Here is an 18,856-nt window from a genome sequence, read left to right on the forward strand (position 1 = left end):
GGCTCAGCCGGGCGGGACCGTCACGGACGCCCGGTCAGCGGCGGGCACGCTCCAGGGCGTCCCAGAAGCCGCGGCGCAGGGCGTGCCGGACCTCGTCGTGCAGCAGGAAGTCGATCGGCAGCGAGGACCCCTGCAGCAGGCGAGCCTCGAGATCGGACGGCATCCGGGGCTTGCGGGCGAGCACGGCCTCCAGCCACAGCGCGGGGGCGTCCCTGGCGACCGACTCGCCGAAGTCGTGGCCCTCCTTGTGCGCCGCCTTCACCGCCTCGGCGAGCGTCGTGGTCCCTCCCGTGTGGATCGGCACCGGCGCGGGCTGCGGCCCCGTGTACGGCCCCAGTTGGGAGGGGGAGTAGCCGGAGCCGTACTGGCCTCCGGCGGGACCCGAACCGTACTGGCTCCCGGAGGCACCGGAGCCATACTGGCTCTGCACCGGGCTGCTCGGCGGCGTCTGAACTCCCGAGGGCGGCGACGCCGCGGCGGACGCCGGCGGAGCCGGCAGCGGAGTATTCCCGGGCGGCTGAGCCTGGCGCTGCTGCTGAGAGGGCTGCACGGGCGGCTGCGGGGACTCCGGCGAGTAGCCGTTGTAGACCGGCGGGGACGGCTGCGCGGGAAGGGCCGGACGCGCGTGGGCGGCGGAGGACCGCCCGCCGCTGTGTCCCCCAGTGCCGTGTCCTCCAGTGCCGTGCCCCCCAGTGCCGTGTGCGCCAGTGTCGTGCCCGCCGGTTCCCTGAAGACCGGCTCCCTGAGCGCCATTCCCGTGGATACCGGTCCCCTCAAGACCGCTTCCCTGGGCACCATGCCCACCGGTTCCCTGAAGACCCGTTCCCTGGGTGCCGTGGGTGCCGGCTCCCTGGGCGCCGTTCGCGTGAGTACCGGTTCCCTCGAAACCGGCTCCCTGGGCGCCATGCCCGCCGGTTCCCTGAAGGCCGGGTCCTTGAGCGCCGTTCGCGTGGATACCGGTCCCCTCAAGACCGCTTCCCTGGGAGCCATGCCCGCCGGTTCCCTGAAGACCGGTCCCCTGGCTGCCGTGGGTGCCGGTCCCCTGGGCGCCGGCTCCCTCAAGGCCGCTTCCCTGGGGGGCGCCGCTCGCGTGGATGCCGTTCGCGTGAGTTCCGGTCCCCTGGGGGCCCGTGCCGTGCGATCCGCCGCTGTGGGTGCCCATGCCGGGTGTCCCCATGGCGTGCGGCTGAGTGACGTTCGAGGCCGGGCCGGAAGCACCCGGGTCCTGCGACACGCTCGGCGAGGGGGGGCCGTGCGATCCCGTCACCGGGGTCGCCCCGCCGTGAAGGCCGGCGGCGTGGCTCCCCTGTGACTGACTGCTGTTCGGCGGTGCCCCGTTCGGCGGTGTCCCGTTCTGATGCGAGCCGGTGAGGTGGGTCCCGTTGGACAGCGAACCGTTGCCGTGGGAGAGAGGGACGAGGCCGTTGCCGTGGGACTGGCCGTTGCCGTGGGATTGGCCGTTGCCGAGGCCGGGACCGGGGTCCGCTCCGGTGAGCATCGCGACGAACGGCCGGAGATGGCCGCTCGCGATCTCGACGAGGTCGTCGCACTCCTGCCGCAGGGTGCGCGCCGCCGACCAGGCGCCGTCGGCGGCGATCTGCATGACGGTCACACGGATACCGAGGTCCTGCGCGTCGCTCACCACCTGAGTGAGGTCCTCGTCACCGCTGACCACGACCGCGTCGCAGACCGCGTTGTTGCGCGCCAGGGTCATGAGGTCCCGGTGGACCTGGGCGTCGACGCCCTCCCGCCGGCCCGGCCGGATCCGGCCGAGGCGGAGCTTGAGCCCGGGGATGTCCGCCAGCACGTCGTGCTCCGGCGTACGGCGGCCCTCGACGGTCGCCTCGTACCAGTAGCAGCGCAGGAGCGGCAGGCCGGTGCGCTCTCTTGACAAGCTGGTCAGGAGCTGCAGCAGGCCCGGATAGTCCCAGGAGACGGCCTCGCGATGGCGGGTCCCATGGACGGCCATCGCGCCGTCTGCCAGCAAGTAGCCGGCGTCAACGAACAGCGCGCAGCGATCCACGCGACACCGCCCTTCCTACGTGGCTCTCTCAGGGTAGACAAGCGTGTCTTCCCGCGAGGGTGATTCCCGACGATTCAGCCCTCGCCCGCCTGGTAGAGGAATCGAGACACCCACGACCCTGGGATCGGAAGCGTTCACGCCGACCGTACCAGTTTGTCCATGTATCGCCTCCCCCCAATTTGTTATGAAAAGCGGGCAAAGAGGCGACCAGCAATGAAGCGGGAATCCGGCCCCGGCGACGGCTGATTCCCCTCTCCACAGTGAGGGGAGCTGTCAAGACCACGTTCTCGCGCTCACGACCGCGACGCCGAAGAAGACAGGGTCGCGCCGGGTGGCGAGCTGAAGTGCGGGGTGGGATCCCAGGAGAGCGTGGAGCGTGTCGACCGCGACGCCTCCGGCGTCTCCTTGGCCCAGGACGCCCTCCCGGCTCGGGTCCTCCCGGTCCCCGCGAGCACGATCACTCATGGTGACGACCCCCGCCCTGACCCCCGCGCCGTTCCACACCATCAGGTCGATCCGCGCGGGCGCGCCGCCCGGGGCGAGGCCGTCGAGGGGGAGCCGCAGGGCCTTCTCCCCGCTCCCGATGACCGCCGCCGCGTCCAGGACCACGGCCCGCGTGTACGGCTGCCGCTCGTCCTCGACCATCACCACCAGGCCCCAGGCCGCGTGCCGGACCGTTCCCGCACGCGCTGGGGCGCCCGCGACCCACCAGCGGCCCCCACCCGCCGTACGGACGAGAGAGGTCACTTCGGTGAACGCCTGATAGCCGGACCCATTGGTCAGATTCCGGCGGGCGACCTCGGCGGCGCGCAGGGTCGTGTATCCCGGCATCCCCGGCGCGCGCACCCGGATGTCCTCCGGGGGAACCGTCCCCCGGCCGCCGCCCGACCAGTAGAGGCCCGCCCACAGCACCTTGCCTCCGGCGGGCAGGCCGAGATCGGCGCAACTGGACGTAGGCGTCGAGGGGTCCCTGTCGAGGTCGATCGGCACGCTCACGCCCGAGTCCCGGCCGCCCGCGGCGGCTCCGCAGGGAGCGGCCGGCGCGGCGGAGCCCACGAGCGCGTTGCCGACGACCCGGGCGAGGAGGCGCCCGTCTGCGGCGAAGCGCGCGGCCGCGCCGGAGGCGCGCACTCCCCCGGTCGATTCGGCGGTGGTCTCCAGCCGCCCCGACCGCACGCGTACGGTGAAGGCCCGGCCCGTGGGAGCGTCCGCCGCCACGGCCACCTTCAGGAAGATCGCTGTCACCTCGCCGGCGGCGAGCGGTCCCCGGACGCACCTCACCACCTGACCCTGTGCCGCCTTGCCCTGCGCCGCCTTACCCTGCGCCGCCTTACCCGGTGCCAGGCGGCCCGACGCCGTGCACGACCAGCCGTCGCCCGCGCCGTTTTCCGTCCGGCCGTGCTCCGCGCGCTCGCCCGGCGCACGCCCCTGACCGGCGCCGTCGCCCGCCTCACGGTCCTCCCGCACCGCACCGTTCTGCCCCACCGCGCCCGGCTTCGGCTCGTGCCCCTGCCGCGTGCCGCCGCCCGCCGCGCGGCTCGGGCCTCCGCGCCCGTCCTGACCCAGGTAACGGACGCCGAGCGGGAGGGTCACCGTCGCGGCGACTTCGCCGGTGGCCGCGTCGCCCGCGTTGCGCAGCCGTACGGCGAGGAGCCCGGACTGGCCGCGCAGCAGGGCGCCGAGCGGATCGACGGCGACGACGAGCGTCTCTTTCGCCTTCCTCCCGGCGCCTGCGGCCTTCCGGGGTCCGGTGCCGCTCTGGCCCGACCGGACATGCTCACGGGCCGCCCGGCCGCGCTCCTCTGCCTGCGAGCGGCCCTGTGCGGTTCCTGGCCGCACGAGTGGCGCGCGCTCGGTGGCCGGGCGGCCTGCCTGCGACTCACCTCGCTCCCGAGCCCGCTCCGGCGTCTGCCGCGCCTCAGACTGCCCGCGGCCCCGGGCACTGCCGCCGGCACTGTCCCGCTCGCGCGTCTGGGCACTGCTTTGGGCACTGCCCTGGGCAGCGCCTTGGGTACCGCCCTGCGCGCGGGCCCGGACGCTGCTTTGGCCACTGCTTTGGGTGGTGCTTTTGGTGGTGCTTTGGGTGGTGCTTTGGGTACTGCCCTGCGCGCGGGCCTGAACGGGACGGTCCTGGTAGGGGTCCCGGGAGAGCTGACCTCGCACTTGCTGCCGTTCCGGGGCGGAGGCCCGTGAGGCGCTCGTGGCCGCCTGGCCCTTAGCCCCCTGGCCCTTACCCGCCTGACCCGTGGCCGCCTGCCCCGTGGCCGTCTGGCCGCTGGCGGCCTGACCCGTGGCGGCCTGACCTCTGACCTCCCGCGCGATGGCCTCCCGTGCCCTGTCTTCCCGCGCCGTGTTCTCCCGTGCCGTGTTCTCCCGTGCCGTGTTCTCCCGTGCCGTGGCCTCCCGCGCGATGGCCTCCCGCGCCGTGGCCTCTCGTGCCGTGGCCTCTCGTGCTGTGTTCTCCCGCGCCGTGGGTTCCTCCCGCGACGGTTGCCGATCGGCACCGGGTGTGACCCTTCCGGTGATCTCGGGCATGCCGAGCGCGATGCCCGCGCTAGGCCCGTCGGCACCGCTTACGGCCGCAGGATCGTCCGAGGTCTCCGGCGTCGGGGCGCTCACATCCGTCCGGGACTCCTGAGCACTCGGCCTCGGCGAATCGTAGGGAGACGTGGCGCCCGTCGATTCGGGGTGGCCGGTCGCGGCCCGCGAACGGGAGGCACTGTCCGCAGGCTGCGGACGGTCCAGAGCCCGCGTCCCGTCCTGCCCTCCCGAGCCGCCGGTGAAGATCATGCCCGTCGGCTGGGCGACGAGCAGGAAGGCGGCCGTCGCGAGGGCGGCCACGGCGATGCCTCCCAGCACCGCCCGATGCGACGTCGGCACGCTCCGCACCAGTGCGGACAGCCGCGCCGGCGTCGCCCGCGCTCGGGCGAACGCCAGTCGCGGCACCCCACCCACCTTCGGGCCCGCCTTCGCGAACACGCGCCTGGTGATCACTCGCGCACGGCCGTACACCGCCCCCGGCACCGCACGCACCTTCGCGGACGCGCGCAGGGTCGTCGTCCGAGCCCTGGCGTACGCCCCTCGCAGCAGCGCGCCCGCCCGTCCACGCGCACGCCCTGCCGGGCCCGTCCCGCCCTGGGCGGTCCGCCCGGCCCCCCTCATGCGGTCCGCGCGGCTCGCCAACGCCCCCATGTGATGACGCACGGCTTCCAGCCGCGCCTGCGCCCTGCTCCCCAACCCGCTGCCCAACCCGCCACCCAGCCTGCCGTCCGCCCAGCCGTTCGAACCGCGCCCGCTCATGCGGCTCGTCATGCCCCCGTACGGCCGTGCTCCCGTGGCGGCCGAAGTGGCGAGGTCGGCGAGGTAGTCGTCCACGGCCGGCCCGGCGACGAGCTGACCGACGACGGCCCGCAGTTCCTGCGTGAGATCGACCAGCTGGAGGAAGACCGACCGGCAGTCGATGCACTCGGCCACGTGGGCGTCGACCGCACCGGCCTCCTGCTTGGGCAGGCCGTTCTCGACATAGCGCAGGATCATCGACAGGATCGGCCGGCACTCGGCACGCGGCGCGCTCTCCAGGTGCAACCGCAGGTATGCCTCCCGCAGGCCCTGACGCGCTTTCCGGGCGAGAAGGGCCGTGGCCCTGCCCGACAGACCGAGCATCGGACCCGCGTCGGCGGGCCTGCCGCCCTCGATCTCCCCATGCCACAGCACCGCGCGCCAGCGTTCCGGCAGCGAGCGGTAGGCGCGGGCGAGCGGCGAGCGCTCCAGCCCCGTGAGTTCGGGATCGACGTAGAGGGAGTCGCCGTCGGCCAGGTCGACCACTCCGGCGGCAGCGTAGCGGCGCACCGACGCGAGGAGGTAGGGCCGGAACGCGCAGACGGGCCCGCCTCCCCGCCGCACCACCTCGAGAACTCTCGCGAAGGTCTCGACGAGGAGGTCCTCGACCGTGCCCTCGCTCTGCGCCACCTGCCGGGCCAGGGACCGCGCGGCGGCCGAGTGTCGCCGGTAGAGCGTTCCGAAGGCCGCCGTGTCGCCTCCCCGCACGGCCTCAAGCAGTTCCATGTCGGCATGCCGGACTTCTCTACCCATTGCGACCTCGCGATTACGGTGAGTTGCACGGCGATACATTCCGCAGTCCATGTCCTGGCTAAACCGCTGGAGCCTCTTTACTCTCAGTAGTCTTCGCACGCCACACCCGGGGCGTCCCGGCCCGTACGGCCCGCACCGCGAGACCGGCCGTACGCTGAGCCTCATGAGTGACCGCGACAGACTGCTTGACGAGATCAAGAACAAGGGCATCGTGCACGGCCGGGTCGTGCTGTCCTCCGGCAAGGAGGCCGACTGGTACGTCGATCTGCGCCGCATCACCTTGGACGGTGTGGCGGCGCCGCTGGTGGGCCGGGTGATGCTCGACCTCACCGAGGATCTGGGCTACGAGGCGGTCGGCGGTCTCACGCTGGGCGCCGACCCGGTGGCGACGTCGATGCTGCACGCCGCGGCGGCCCGCGGCCGCACGCTCGACGCGTTCGTGGTGCGCAAGGCGGGCAAGGCCCACGGCCTGCAGCGCAGGATCGAGGGGCCGGACGTCGCCGGGCGCCGGGTGCTCGCGGTGGAGGACACCACCACGACGGGCGGGTCCGTGCTCACCGCCGTGGAGGCGTTGCGCGAGGCCGGTGCGCAGGTCGTGGGCATCGCGACGATCGTGCACCGGGGTGGCGACGAGGCGCTGGCGGCGACGGGCGTGCCGTACCGCTCCGCCTACTCGCTCGCCGATCTGTCGCTCATTGATCCGCGGATCGCTTCACACTGAACGCCTGCCGCTCACCGGCCGGCCCGGGGGATCTGACGGTTCCGTTCTCGAAGACCTGGACCGTGCTCGCGTCGTCGAGGACGACGTCGAGTTCGGGCTGGAAATAGGACGCCTCCTCGCCCCGGGTCAGGTCCCGGTCGATGAGCACGTCGCCGCCGGGCACCCGGACGAACACGGGACACCGTTCGGCCCGGCAAACCACGCGGATGGTGGGCGCGCGGGGCGCGGAGGGCTCGGCGGAGGGCCCTGCGGAGGACCCGGCGGAGGGCTGCGCCGACGGGGTGGAGGCCACGCCGGAGCCGGGCTCCTCCGAGCCGAACGTGGACAAGAGCGCTCCCGCGCCGACCACGATGACGGCGAGCAGCAGCACGGCCGCCAGACCGACCAGCGCCAGCCTGGCGATGCCAAGGGGATCAGACCTGTGGCGTCCCACAATCGGGAGGGTAGCGGGTGTGAGGCATATCTCAGTACTGACCGGTCACTTCTCGTGCGGCAGGACTTCCCGCAGGTCATCCGCCGGCTCCCCGTAGGCGCCGGCGGACGGGCGCGTCCCGTCGGCGGCTTTACCGGGGTGCGTGGTGGCGGCCCTTGGGAGCGGCGGTGGCGCTCCGGCGGCTCTTCATGACCTCGCGCACGATCGGGATCACCGACAGAAGGATGACGACGAAGACCCCGGGAAGGATGTATTTGTCGATGCCCTCGACCTTGCTGCCGAGGAAATAGCCGAGCAGCAGCAGGGCCTCGACCCAGACGACACCGCCGGCGACGTTCCAGACGAAGAAACGGCGCGCGTCCATCTCCAGCACGCCGGCCACCGGGTTCATGAAGGTGCGGACGATCGGCATGAACCGCGCCGCGACCACGGCCTTCGCCGGGCCGAACTTCTCGAAGTAGTACTCCGCCTTCTCGACGTGCTCCCTCTTGAACAGCCGGGAGTCCGGCTTGTCGAACATCCTCCTGCCGACCTTCGCCCCCAGGAGGTGGCCCAGCTGCGCTCCCGCTATCGCCGCCAGCGGCGCGCCGATCAGCAGAGTGGGCAGCGACAGAGGCGCGATCCCGAATCCCTTCGCGGCGGCGGCGGTGCTGAAAATTCCAGCGGTCACCAGCAGCGAGTCACCGGGCAGGAAGAACCCGACGAGCAACCCCGTCTCGGCGAATACGATGGCGATGACGCCGATCGTCGCGAAGGCGCCGAGCATGCTCAGCCACCACTTCGGGTCAAGAAGGTCCAAGAGCACGTCCACGGGGCGAGCCTACCTGTCCCGGATGCGATGAGACTGAGAAGCGGCAGGGCTGTGGAAAACCGTGAATCGCGGAATGACCGCGGCTTTCCGGGCACGCCACATACCCGGCTTTCCCGATCGGCCCGGCCTTCGGGATACTTGCCACGCCGCATACCGTCAGAAGGAGATGACTTCGCATGCCTATCGCGACTCCAGAGGTCTACGCCGAGATGCTCGACCGCGCCAAAGCGGGCGGCTTCGCGTACCCGGCGATCAACGTGACCTCGTCGCAGACCCTGCACGCCGCGCTGCGCGGCTTCGCGGAGGCGGAAAGTGACGGGATCATCCAGGTGTCGACCGGTGGCGCGGAGTTCCTCTCCGGCACCACCGTGAAGGACATGGTCACCGGGTCCGTGGCGTTCGCCGAGTTCGCCCGCGTGGTCGCCGAGAAGTACCCGGTGACGGTGGCGCTGCACACCGACCACTGCCCGAAGGACAAGCTCGGCTCGTTCGTCCGTCCACTGCTGGAGATCTCCGCCGAGCGCGTCGCGCGCGGCCAGGACCCGCTGTTCCAGTCGCACATGTGGGACGGCTCCGCCGTGCCGCTGGACGAGAACCTGCAGATCGCCAGCGAGCTGCTCGACAAGACCGCCGCCGCCAAGGTCGTCCTCGAAATCGAGATCGGCGTGGTCGGCGGTGAGGAGGACGGCGTCGTCGGCGAGATCAACGAGAAGCTGTACACGACGCCGGAGGACGCACTGGCCGTCGCCGAGACCCTCGGGCTGGGCGAGCGTGGCCGCTACATCGTGGCCGCCACCTTCGGCAACGTCCACGGCGTGTACAAGCCGGGCCACGTCAAGCTGCGCCCGAGCGTGCTCAAGGAGATCCAGGACGCCGTCGGCGCCAAGTACGGCAAGGAGAAGCCGTTCTCCCTGGTCTTCCACGGCGGCTCCGGCTCCACCGCTGAGGAGATCCGCGAGTCGATCTCGTACGGCGTGGTGAAGATGAACATCGACACCGACACGCAGTACGCCTTCACCCGCCCGATCGTGGACCACATCTTCCGCAACTACGACGGCGTGCTGAAGGTCGACGGCGAGGTCGGCAACAAGAAGGCCTACGACCCGCGCGCGTACGGCAAGGCCGCCGAGGCCGGCATGGCCGCGCGCATCGCCGAGGCGTGCCAGCAGCTCAACTCCACGGGCACCAGGATCAAGTAAGGGAACGGCCCGGCGGGAAACACGAAGATCCATTCTTGTATCGATCTTCTGTTCCCGCCGGGCGGCCCATACCCCTCGGGCTCGTGACAGGTAAGACTGTCACCATGGAATCGCACGAGAACCTCCTTGCCGGCCCGCCGCCCACCTTGCTTCCGGACACCCCCGAGCCGCGGCAGATGCTCGAGTCGGGCGCCAAGGCGGCAGACGTGGCGGCTCGCTTTCCCGCCTACTCGGCGGCCTGGGCCGCTCTCGCCGACGACTACTTCGCCGCGGGTCACGCCGTCACCTCGTACGCGTTCGCCCGCACCGGCTACCACCGGGGTCTCGACCAGCTGCGCCGGGCGGGCTGGAAGGGGCACGGACAGATCCCGTGGGAGCACGAGCCGAACCAGGGTTTCCTGCGCTGCCTGAACGCCCTCGCCCGGGCCGCCCAGGCGATCGGCGAGAAGGACGAGGCCGAGCGCTGCGCCCAGTTCCTGCGTGACAGCAGCCAGGACGCCGCGCAGGCGCTCACCGCGAACTCCTGAACGACCCCCGGACGACCTCCCGGACGAACTGTCGGACGACCTCCCGGATGAACTGCCTGAACAGGGCCGTACACGGGGCTGTGCGCGGAGCCGTGGGCCCGTCTCGCGGCTTAAGACTCCGTTCACCGTCAGGGTGCCCCTCAGGTAGTCTCTGTGTGCAAGGGGCCCCTGCCGCGCTTGCGTCAGGGGCTTTCGTCTTGGTGCAGGAGTTGAACCATGCCGGCTGTCGTTCTCGTTGGCGCCCAGTGGGGCGATGAGGGCAAGGGGAAGGCCACCGACCTTCTGGGCGGCGACGTCGACTATGTCGTGCGTTACCAAGGCGGCAACAACGCGGGCCACACCGTCGTCATCGGCGACCAGAAGTACGCGTTGCACCTGCTGCCGACGGGAGTGCTGTCGCCCGACGTGGTGCCGGTGATCGGCAACGGCGTGGTCATCGACCCGGGCGTGCTGCTCAGCGAGATCGACGGGCTGGCCGAGCGGGGCATCTCCTGCGACCGGCTGCTGATCTCGGCCAGCGCGCACCTGATCATGCCCCAGCACAAGGCCATCGACAAGGTCAGCGAGCGTTTCCTCGGCAAGGCCAAGATCGGCACGACCGGCCGCGGCATCGGCCCGGCGTACGGCGACAAGATCTACCGCATGGGCATCCGGGTCCAGGACCTGCTCGACCCCGGCATCCTCGGCAAGAAGATCGAGGCCGCGGTGGGCGAGAAGAACCAGATCCTCACCAAGATCTACAACCGCCGTGGGCTCGACCCGGCGAAGGTGCTGGAGGAGTACCTCGGCTACGCCGAGCGGCTGCGCCCCCACATCGCCGACACCTCGCTCGTGCTCTCGCAGGCGCTCGACCAGGACAAGGTCGTGCTGCTGGAGGGCGGGCAGGGCACGCTGCTCGACATCGACCACGGCACCTACCCCTTCGTGACCTCCAGCTCCCCCACCTCGGGCGGCGCCTGCGCCGGTTCCGGCATCCCGCCGACCCGCCTGACCAGGATCATCGGCATCCTCAAGGCGTACACCACGCGCGTGGGATCGGGGCCGTTCCCGACCGAGCTGCTGGACGAGCAGGGCGACTGGCTGCGCCAGACCGGCGGCGAGTACGGCGTGACCACCGGCCGCAACCGCCGCTGCGGCTGGTTCGACGCGGTCATCGCGCGGTACGCCACGCGGATCAACGGCGTGACCGACTTCTTCCTGACCAAGCTCGACGTGCTGTCCGGGCTGGAGCGGATCCCGGTCTGCGTGGCGTACGACGTCGACGGCGTCCGCCACGACGAGATCCCCATGACGCAGACCGAGTTCCACCACGCCACGCCGATCTACGAGGAGCTGCCCGGCTGGCAGGAGGACATCACCAGCGCCAAGACGTTCGACGACCTGCCGCCGAACGCGCAGGCGTACGTCAGGGCGCTGGAGGAGATGAGCGGCGCCCCGATCTCGGCCATCGGCGTCGGCCCGGGCCGCACGCAGACCATCCAGATTCGTTCCCTCATCTGAGGACCATCCGGATTCGCTCCCTTATCTGATGATCGGTGGCGTACGCGCCCGGAACCGGAGGGTTCCGGGCCGCGGACGACCGAGGCGGTAAGGTACGCCGCTGTGCATGGATACGTTGAGCTGCACGGGCATCGCGGAGCCCGGGGCCTGAGGCCCGAGAACACCCTGCCCGGCCTGGCCTTCGCGCTGGAGCTGGGGGTCGACGCGCTGGAGTTCGACGTCGCCATGTCCGCGGACGGGCAGCTGGTGCTCACTCACGACCTGCACGTGTCCCCGGTGACCAGCGCCGACACGGGCATGGCCGCGCCGGGGGACGAGATGTTCCCCTACGTCGGCAAGCCGATCGTCGCGCTCACGCTGCCCCAGTTGCGGACCCTCGACGTCGGCGTACGGCTGCCCGAGCGGCCGGACGACCGCTTCGCGCTCACGCAGGTGCCGCTGCCGGACACCCGGATGCCGACGCTGGGGGCGGTGCTCGGCCTGATCGGCGCCCTCGGCGCCGACGACGTGCGCCTCCACGTCGAGCTGAAGTCCGATCCCACCCGCCCCGACCTGTGCGCCGACCCGCGCCGCTTCGTGGAGGAGGTCGTGCACGAGCTCGACCGGCACGACCGGCTGTCGAGGGCGGCCCTGCTCAGCTTCGACTGGCGCATCCTGGAGATCGCCAGGCCGCTGGTCGAGCGGCGGTACGCCCTGGTCGAGCGCGACACGATGACCCCCGCCTGGATGAACGGCATCCGCCTCGGCGAGGTCGGCGGCGACCTCGCGGCGGCGGCCGCGGCGGTGGGGGCGACGACGCTGTCCCCCGACCGCGTGCTCGTCGACGAGGCGCTGATGACCGGAGCGGCCCGGCAGGGCCTGCCGGTCGTGGTGTGGACGGTCAACGAACCCGACGAGGCCGCCCGGTTGATCGACCTGGGGGTGGCCGGCATCGTCACCGACTACCCCGACCGCATGCGCCGCCTCTGGAAGGCCCGCGGCCTGCCGCTGCCCGACCCGGTGACCCCGCTCCGCCCCGTAGGAGCCTGAAGCCCGGCATCCCGGGGCCACACCGCCCGCACCGCCCGCACGGCCCGCGCCGCGCCGTCACGTAGCCGAGCGGCACCCTGCCCGGCACCCTGCCCGGCGCGGTCGCCGTCGCGCGGCCCCGGGCGACTCACTCCTCCACGGACAGCGCGCCGGACGGGCAGAGCTGCACGGCCCTGTTCACGGCGGGCGCCACATCCGCCGAAGGCTCGGCGTCGAGCACCACGACCGTCCCGTCGTCCTCGCTCTGGTCGAACACCTGGGGCAGCGTGAGCACACACATCCCCGCACCGATACACCGTCCGGTGTCCGCCTTGATCTTCATCGTTCTCCCACCACTTGTCTCACCACAGCACCGACAGGCGGTGCACACCGTAGATCGCCATATTGGACCGCAACGGAACCTCCCGTGCCGGCACGGCCAGGCGCAGGTTGGGGAAGCGGCGCAGCAGGGCGGGATAGGCGATGCGCATCTCGATCCGGGCGAGCTGCTGACCCAGGCATTGGTGGATGCCGTGCCCGAAGCTCAGGTGCCCGTGCGCCGACCGGCTCACGTCGAGGACGTCGCCGCCCTCGAACCGCCCGGCGTCCCGGTTCGCCGCCCCGATGGACAGCGTCACCGCCTCACCGGCCCTGATCAGGGCGCCGCCGACCTCCACGTCCTCCAGGGCCGTACGGGTCGGCCCGATGTGCACGATGCTGAGGTAGCGCAGCAGTTCCTCCACCGCGTTCTCGACGGCGGCCGGGTCGTCCCGCACGACGGCGAGCTGGTCCGGGTTCGTCAGCAGCGCGAACGTGCCGAGGCCGAGCATGTTGGCGGTCGTCTCATGACCCGCGATGAGCAGCAGCAGCCCTACGCCGGCGATCTCCTCGGTCGTCAGCTCAGCGCCCGCGACCAGGCCGCTCAGTATGTCGTCGGCGGGTTCCTTCGCCTTCGCCGTGACCAGGTCGTGCAGGTAGGAGTACAGGTCCTGCACCGCCGCCCGGATGTCCGCCATCGAGGAGCCCAGGTCCAGCAGCACCGCCGAGTCACGCTGGAACTTCTGCCTGTCCTCGTACGGCACGCCGAGCAGTTCGCAGATCACGAGTGAGGGGATGGGCAGCGCGAAGGACTCGACGAGGTCGGCGGGGGCGCCCTCGCGTTCCATGGCGTCGAGGCGGCTCTCGGTGATCTCCTGGATTCTCGGTTCGAGCTGCTTCATCCGCCTCACGGTGAACTGCCCGGTCAGCAGGCGGCGGTAGCGGGTGTGCGCGGGAGCGTCCATGCGGAGGAAGAACCCCGGCGTGAGCGGCTCGCCGCGGAAATCGCCACGCTGGGGGATCGGCGAGTGCAGCAGTTCGGGCCGGGTGCTGAAACGGTTGTCGGCCAGGATCGCGCGGGCCTCGGCGTAGCCGGTCACCAGCCAGCCCTCGTGCCCGTCCGCGTACGTCATCCGCTGGACCGGCGCCTCGGCGCGACGGCGTGCCAGTTCGTCCGGTGGATCGAAGGCACGCTCCCGGGTCAGGGGATAAGTCGCCAGCCGGGGTGTCGCCTCTGTCATGACACGCTCCTGTGCGAGTGGAAACGGTCGATGTGTCGAGCGGCCCGCTCCCCCCACCTAACAACATCATCTGACATATCGCAATGACTAATTGCTCATGATTCCGGTCATGAAGCGTACGCGGCGAAACGGATGCCGCGGTGGTCAGCCCGTCACCCAAGGCCGGAGCTTGTCGGGGTTGAGCACCGCCCAGATGTGCGTGATCCGGTCATCCGCGATGTCGAACGCCATCACCGACACGGTGACGCCGTCCTGCCGGGCCACCAGACCGGGCTGGCCGTTGACCGTGCATTCCCGGACCGTCACGGAGGGCACCGCACTGGCCCGGTCCATGAAGAAGCGTGCGATCCGCTCGGCGCCCTCGACCGGATGGGGCACGGCGCCGACGAACCCGCCGCCGTCGCCGGTCGCGACGGCGTCGGGGGCCAGGAGGCCGATGAGTGCGTCGATGTCCTTGGCCTCCCACGCCTGCTTGAAGTCCCTCACGATCCCCGCGCGCCGGGCCACCGGGGTCGCCGGAGCCTGGGCGTCGCGGATGCGGCGGCGGGCCGAGGAGGCCAGCTGGCGGCACGCCGCCGGGGTGCGGCCGACGATCTCGGCCACTTCCGTGAAGGAATAGCGGAAGACGTCGTGCAGGACGAACGCGACGCGCTCGGCCGGGGTCATCGAGTCGAGCACGACGAGGAAGGCCATGCTGACCGACTCGTCCAGAGTGACCCGGTCGGCCGGATCGGCCGTCGCGCCGCCCGGTCGCCCGCCGATCCACTCCGCGGGTTCGGGCAGCGGCTCCGGGATCCATTCGCCCACGTAGCGCTCCCGCCGGGCTCGCGCCGAGCCGAGCAGGTCGAGGCAGATGCGACTGGCGACCGTCATCAGCCACCCGCCGGGAGACTCGACGGCCTCCTGCCGCTGCCGCGACATGGCGTACCAGCGGGCGTAGGTCTCCTGCACGACGTCCTCGGCGTCGGCCAGGGAGCCGAGGAGCCGATACGCGAGATTGATCAACCGGCGCCGCTCGCTCATGATCACGCTCAGGCTCGGGTCGAGCCGGCCGTCTCCCGGCCCCGATGGGTTGGTCATGGTGTCGCCGGCCCCCTTGGTCGCATCCGTCCTCACTCGGTACGACGAGACACCCCACCCGACTGTGAGGTCTCGGTGCCGGGAGGTCTCGGTGCCGGGAGGTCTCGTCTCTGTGCGGTCCTGGCTCTGGGAGGTCCCGGCTCTGGGAGATCGCGGCGCCGCCTCACATTGCGAGGGGGTGTGTCGTCGTACCGCTGAGACCACCCCTGAAGAAGGAAGCCGATCATGGAACCCGTGAACGTCGCGATCGTTTACTACAGTGCCACGGGCACCGTGCACGCCTTGGCGCAGGCCGTCGCCGAGGGCGCGGAGAAGGCCGGCGCACACGTGCGGCTGCGCAAGGTCGCGGAGACGGCCCCACCGGAGGTCGTCGGCACCAGGCCGGAGTGGGTCGCGCACCTCCAGGACACCGCCGACGTCGCCGAGGCCGCCCTCGACGACCTGGTCTGGGCCGACGCCGTGCTGTTCGGCGCCCCCACCCGCTTCGGCAACCCGGCCGGCCAGCTCAGGGCGTTCATCGACACCACCGGCCCGCTGTGGTACCAGGGCAAGCTCGCGGACAAGGTGTACTCGGCCTTCACCGCCTCCAACACCGCCCACGGCGGACAGGAATCCACCCTCCTGGCGCTGGGGAACACCTTCTACCACTGGGGCGGCATCATCGTGCCCCCCGGCTACACCGACCCCGTCCAGTTCCAGTCGGGCAATCCCTACGGCGCCTCGCACGTGGCGGGCGACGGCGCACCCGGCGAGGTGTCGTTGCAGGCGGCCCGTCACCAGGGCCGCCGGGTCGCCGACACCGCGGCCCTGCTGAAGGCCGGCCGGGCCGCCTGATCCGGCCCACGCGCGTCCTGGCGAGCCGGGAGACTCCCCGCCGGGACGCGCGTGCGGGCGTCCCGGGGAGAAGGGGAGAAGGGCGGTCAGAGCCAGCCGTTGCGGCGGAAGGCGCGGTGCAGAAGCGTGCAGGCCACGACCATCACGCCGATCACGATGGGGTAGCCGTACAGAGACTGGATCTCGGGCATGTGCTCGAAGTTCATGCCGTAGATACCGGCGATCATCGTGGGGACCGAGATGATCGCCACCCATGAGGAGATCTTGCGCATGTCCTCGTTGGCGAGGGCGTTGGAGCGCGCCAGGGCGGCCTGGAGGATCGAGTCGGACAGCTCGTTGGACGCCTGGACCTGCTCGCACACGCGGGACAGGTGGTCGCCGACGTCGCGGAAGTACTCACGCATCTCGGAGGGGATGCTGCGCCGCTGGGGAAGGGCGTTGAAGGGGGTCAGGAGCGGTCCGACGGCGCGCTTGAGCTCCAGCATCTCGCGCTTGAGCTGGTAGATCCTGTTGATGTCGCGGGAGCTGACCTCCGCGAAGACGGCCGCCTCGACCTCTTCGAGCTCGGCCTGCATGAGGTCGGCGACCTGCAGGTACTTGTCCACGACGTGGTCGGCGATGGCGTGCAGGACGCCCGTGGGGCCGCGGCCGACCAGCTTCTGCTTCGACTCCAGCTTCTCGCGGACGTCGCCGAGCGGACAGTGCCGTCCGTGCCGCACGGTCACGACGAAGTCGGGCCCGACGAACACCATGATCTCGCCGGTGCCGATGATCTCTCCGCTCGCCGTCGACACCTCGTGGTCGAGGAACGCGACGGTCTTGAGCACCACGAACAGCGAGTCGCCGTACCGCTCGACCTTGGGCCGCTGGTGGGCCTTGATGGCGTCCTCGACGGCGAGCGGGTGCAGGCCGAACACCTCGGCGAGCCACTCGACCTCGGGCGCGGCGGGCTCGTGCAGACCGACCCAGACGTACGCGTCGGGCACCTCGTTGGCCTCGTTGTGCTCGCGCACCAGGCGCACGGCCTCGGGAATGCCGCCGGCGTCGACCTTCCTGCCGCCGACGTACGCGCCGAACTCGACGAGGGAGTTGCTCGGTGGGACGCAGCCGACGACCGGCTCCGCGTTCATCGACGCGGCGCCGAGGTGCGTGGACATGACGCGGGTGTGCCTGTTGATGCGGGGAAAGAGCAGAGTGGAGCGCATGGCGGTCCCTTCCCGCCCGAGCCGACACGCTCTACGCGCGACGTGATGTCACCCCTTCATACAGGCGTGAGCTGTCCCTCGGGCTTCAGTTGTGGAGTGGTCGGGATTGCGCACGACGTACGTGCGCGAGCACGTACTGACGGGATCACCAGAATTCATCCCAGACCACCTCCAATCGCCACGAGACAGCGCGAAGCCTATCCAACCTACCACACGGCCGTTGGACACCTGTTCCAGGGTAGCGGCGTCAAGTCCCGCCGATCATGCACTTCTTGCCAAAAACAGCCTCCACAAACTGGCCATCGGTGTGTATCCCCACTCGTACCTGGCACATCGGCGCCGCTTCGCCGGCGACGGCGGCGAGCTCCACGTGACATCCTCGGCGCCCCCACCCGGGCACGCGCCGGCGCCGGAGAAGACACCGAGAAGACACCCGAGAAGACGCCGGAGAGGACGCCAGAGGCCGGGAGGCGGCCGACCGCTGCGACAATGGTCCGGTGCGCGTACTTGTCATCGGTTCCGGGGGTCGTGAGCACGCTCTGTGCCGGACCCTGCGGCTCGACCCCGCCGTCGTAGAAGTCCACTGCGCCCCCGGCAACGCGGGCATCGCCGAGGTGGCCACCCTGCACCAGGTCACACCGACCGACGGGGCGGCCGTGACGGCGCTCGCCGAGCGGCTGGGCGCGGACCTCGTCGTGATCGGCCCCGAGGCTCCGCTGGTGGCCGGCGTCGCCGACGCCGTCAGGGCCGCCGGGATCGCCTGCTTCGGCCCGTCGGCGCAGGCGGCGCAGGTCGAGGGGTCCAAGGCGTTCGCGAAGGACGTGATGACCGCCGCCGGGGTGCCGACCGCACGCGCGTACACCTGCACCACGGACGAGGAGGCCGCGGCGGCGCTCGACGCGTTCGGCGCGCCCTACGTCGTGAAGGACGACGGCCTGGCCGCCGGCAAGGGCGTGGTCGTGACCGACAGCCGCGAGGAGGCCCTGGAGCACGCCAGGGCGTGCGAGCGCGTCGTCATCGAGGAGTATCTCGACGGCCCCGAGGTGTCGCTGTTCGCGCTGTGCGACGGGACGAGCGCCGTGGCGCTCCAGCCTGCCCAGGACTTCAAGCGGGCCTACGACGGCGACAAGGGCCCCAACACCGGCGGCATGGGGGCCTACACCCCGCTGCCGTGGGCGCCGGAGGGCCTGTCGGAGCAGGTGATGGCCGAGATCGTGCATCCGACCGTGGCCGAGATGGCGCGGCGCGGCACGCCGTACACGGGAGTGCTGTACGCCGGGCTGGCGCTGACCGCGAACGGCCCCCGGGTGATCGAGTTCAACGCGCGGTTCGGCGACCCGGAGACCCAGGTCGTGCTCGACCGGCTGGAGACCCCTCTGGGAGAGCTGCTGCTCGCGTGCGCGACCGGCGCGCTCGCCGGGCACCCGCCGCTGCGGTGGCGCGACGGCGCCGCCGTGACCGTGGTGCTCGCCGCGGAGAACTACCCGGCCGACCCGGTGAAGGGCGACCCGATCGCGGGGCTTCCGGTGACGGTCGAGGACGCGTACGTCCTGCACGCGGGCACGGCCCTCGACGAGAACAACCGGCTCGCGTCGAACGGCGGGCGGGTGCTCAACGTGGTCGGCACGGGCGCCGACGTCGCCCAGGCCAGGGCTCGGGCCTACGAGGCGCTGGAGCAGATCACGATGCGCGGCTCCCACCACCGGTCCGACATCGCCCTGGCCGCCGCCTCCTCCTGACCGCGTCCTCCCGACCTCTCGTGGCCGTCCGTACGCAGGTGGCGCCCGGCGCCTGCGTACGCGGCCGGCCGCGTCCATGCCCGGCCGCGCTCTGTCCCGCTGCTCAAGGCGGTGTGCAGGACTGG

General features: G+C 71.4%; 16 protein-coding genes. 7 read left to right on the top strand and 9 right to left on the bottom strand.

The genetic code is table 11. The annotated features are described in order from the left end of the window. Positions 1-34: 34 nt before the first annotated feature. Together ACGFIB_RS07015 and ACGFIB_RS36735 are read right to left on the bottom strand one after the other, a co-directional pair. Positions 35-2,023 carry an NYN domain-containing protein gene (locus ACGFIB_RS07015; protein ID WP_393369180.1) on the bottom strand — a complete coding sequence of 663 codons (1,989 nt, stop codon included), beginning with the start codon at positions 2,021-2,023 and terminating at the stop codon, positions 35-37. A 273-nt stretch (positions 2,024-2,296) separates the two neighbouring features. Beyond that, positions 2,297-6,088: a hypothetical protein gene (locus ACGFIB_RS36735; protein WP_457852306.1), complete on the bottom strand. Its 3,792-nt coding sequence runs from the start codon at positions 6,086-6,088 to the stop codon at positions 2,297-2,299. A 190-nt stretch (positions 6,089-6,278) separates the two neighbouring features. Here ACGFIB_RS36735 and ACGFIB_RS07025 point away from each other — a divergent pair, with 190 nt between their 5' ends. Beyond that, entirely contained in the window at positions 6,279-6,836 is a 558-nt protein-coding gene (locus tag ACGFIB_RS07025) for an orotate phosphoribosyltransferase (RefSeq protein ID WP_142567772.1), read from the top strand. Here ACGFIB_RS07025 and ACGFIB_RS07030 read toward each other — a convergent pair. Together ACGFIB_RS07030 and ACGFIB_RS07035 are read right to left on the bottom strand one after the other, a co-directional pair. Further along, a complete protein-coding gene (locus tag ACGFIB_RS07030; RefSeq protein ID WP_393369183.1) occupies positions 6,808-7,269 on the bottom strand; it encodes a hypothetical protein in 462 nt (153 codons plus the stop codon). The genes ACGFIB_RS07025 and ACGFIB_RS07030 overlap by 29 nt on opposite strands. Before the next feature lie 130 nt (positions 7,270-7,399). Then, on the bottom strand, positions 7,400-8,080 hold the full coding sequence (locus ACGFIB_RS07035) for a DedA family protein (RefSeq protein ID WP_229689460.1): 681 nt from the start codon (positions 8,078-8,080) through the stop codon (positions 7,400-7,402). A gap of 176 nt (positions 8,081-8,256) precedes the next feature. On the opposite strand from ACGFIB_RS07035, the gene fbaA reads away from it, so the two are divergent. The 4 genes from fbaA (at position 8,257) to ACGFIB_RS07055 (ending at position 12,335) form a co-directional block, all read left to right on the top strand. Beyond that, positions 8,257-9,279 carry a class II fructose-bisphosphate aldolase gene (gene fbaA / locus ACGFIB_RS07040; protein WP_142567774.1) on the top strand — a complete coding sequence of 341 codons (1,023 nt, stop codon included), beginning with the start codon at positions 8,257-8,259 and terminating at the stop codon, positions 9,277-9,279. Positions 9,280-9,383: 104 nt separating this feature from the next. Continuing rightward, a complete protein-coding gene (locus tag ACGFIB_RS07045; protein WP_142567775.1) occupies positions 9,384-9,806 on the top strand; it encodes a DUF3151 domain-containing protein in 423 nt (140 codons plus the stop codon). A 216-nt stretch (positions 9,807-10,022) separates the two neighbouring features. After that, a complete protein-coding gene (locus ACGFIB_RS07050; RefSeq protein ID WP_142567776.1) occupies positions 10,023-11,306 on the top strand; it encodes an adenylosuccinate synthase in 1,284 nt (427 codons plus the stop codon). 102 nt (positions 11,307-11,408) lie between these two features. Next, positions 11,409-12,335, top strand: coding sequence for a glycerophosphodiester phosphodiesterase family protein (locus ACGFIB_RS07055; RefSeq protein WP_393369187.1), 927 nt, complete (start codon positions 11,409-11,411; stop codon positions 12,333-12,335). A 127-nt stretch (positions 12,336-12,462) separates the two neighbouring features. Here the strand turns inward: ACGFIB_RS07055 and ACGFIB_RS07060 are convergent, their stop codons facing one another. The 3 genes from ACGFIB_RS07060 to sigJ form a co-directional block, all read right to left on the bottom strand. Next, positions 12,463-12,657 (bottom strand): ferredoxin, encoded by a 195-nt coding sequence (locus tag ACGFIB_RS07060; protein ID WP_139573837.1) that lies wholly within the window; start codon positions 12,655-12,657, stop codon positions 12,463-12,465. 19 nt (positions 12,658-12,676) lie between these two features. Further along, the gene (locus tag ACGFIB_RS07065; RefSeq protein ID WP_393369190.1) at positions 12,677-13,873 is read right to left on the bottom strand and encodes a cytochrome P450; all 1,197 of its coding nucleotides are present in this window, start codon (positions 13,871-13,873) and stop codon (positions 12,677-12,679) included. Between the two features lie 144 nt (positions 13,874-14,017). Continuing rightward, the gene (gene sigJ, locus ACGFIB_RS07070; RefSeq protein ID WP_357258665.1) at positions 14,018-14,953 is read right to left on the bottom strand and encodes an RNA polymerase sigma factor SigJ; all 936 of its coding nucleotides are present in this window, start codon (positions 14,951-14,953) and stop codon (positions 14,018-14,020) included. Between the two features lie 225 nt (positions 14,954-15,178). On the opposite strand from sigJ, the gene wrbA reads away from it, so the two are divergent. Next, positions 15,179-15,787, top strand: a complete 609-nt coding sequence (wrbA, locus tag ACGFIB_RS07075) for an NAD(P)H:quinone oxidoreductase (RefSeq protein WP_142567780.1) — start codon at positions 15,179-15,181, stop codon at positions 15,785-15,787. A gap of 86 nt (positions 15,788-15,873) precedes the next feature. Here the strand turns inward: wrbA and ACGFIB_RS07080 are convergent, their stop codons facing one another. Both ACGFIB_RS07080 and ACGFIB_RS07085 read right to left on the bottom strand, forming a co-directional pair. Next, positions 15,874-16,992 (bottom strand): magnesium and cobalt transport protein CorA, encoded by a 1,119-nt coding sequence (locus ACGFIB_RS07080; RefSeq protein WP_357241606.1) that lies wholly within the window; start codon positions 16,990-16,992, stop codon positions 15,874-15,876. A 247-nt stretch (positions 16,993-17,239) separates the two neighbouring features. Continuing rightward, positions 17,240-17,362, bottom strand: a complete 123-nt coding sequence (locus ACGFIB_RS07085; RefSeq protein ID WP_393369195.1) for a hypothetical protein — start codon at positions 17,360-17,362, stop codon at positions 17,240-17,242. A gap of 127 nt (positions 17,363-17,489) precedes the next feature. Between ACGFIB_RS07085 and purD the strand changes: the two genes are divergently transcribed. Continuing rightward, entirely contained in the window at positions 17,490-18,731 is a 1,242-nt protein-coding gene (purD, locus tag ACGFIB_RS07090) for a phosphoribosylamine--glycine ligase (protein ID WP_393369197.1), read from the top strand. Positions 18,732-18,856 lie beyond the last annotated feature (125 nt).

The organism is Microbispora bryophytorum (genome assembly GCF_043197435.1).
Taxonomy (GTDB): domain Bacteria; phylum Actinomycetota; class Actinomycetes; order Streptosporangiales; family Streptosporangiaceae; genus Microbispora; species Microbispora bryophytorum.

Excerpts from the sequence above, each read along its gene's own strand:
- ACGFIB_RS36735 (WP_457852306.1), bottom strand. The coding sequence starts at position 6,088 with ATGGAACTGCTTGAGGCCGTGCGGGGAGGCGACACGGCGGCCTTCGGA.
- ACGFIB_RS07025 (WP_142567772.1), top strand. The coding sequence starts at position 6,279 with ATGAGTGACCGCGACAGACTGCTTGACGAGATCAAGAACAAGGGCATC.
- fbaA (WP_142567774.1), top strand. The coding sequence starts at position 8,257 with ATGCCTATCGCGACTCCAGAGGTCTACGCCGAGATGCTCGACCGCGCC.
- ACGFIB_RS07045 (WP_142567775.1), top strand. The coding sequence starts at position 9,384 with ATGGAATCGCACGAGAACCTCCTTGCCGGCCCGCCGCCCACCTTGCTT.
- ACGFIB_RS07050 (WP_142567776.1), top strand. The coding sequence starts at position 10,023 with ATGCCGGCTGTCGTTCTCGTTGGCGCCCAGTGGGGCGATGAGGGCAAG.
- ACGFIB_RS07060 (WP_139573837.1), bottom strand. The coding sequence starts at position 12,657 with ATGAAGATCAAGGCGGACACCGGACGGTGTATCGGTGCGGGGATGTGT.
- ACGFIB_RS07065 (WP_393369190.1), bottom strand. The coding sequence starts at position 13,873 with ATGACAGAGGCGACACCCCGGCTGGCGACTTATCCCCTGACCCGGGAG.
- sigJ (WP_357258665.1), bottom strand. The coding sequence starts at position 14,953 with ATGACCAACCCATCGGGGCCGGGAGACGGCCGGCTCGACCCGAGCCTG.
- wrbA (WP_142567780.1), top strand. The coding sequence starts at position 15,179 with ATGGAACCCGTGAACGTCGCGATCGTTTACTACAGTGCCACGGGCACC.
- ACGFIB_RS07080 (WP_357241606.1), bottom strand. The coding sequence starts at position 16,992 with ATGCGCTCCACTCTGCTCTTTCCCCGCATCAACAGGCACACCCGCGTC.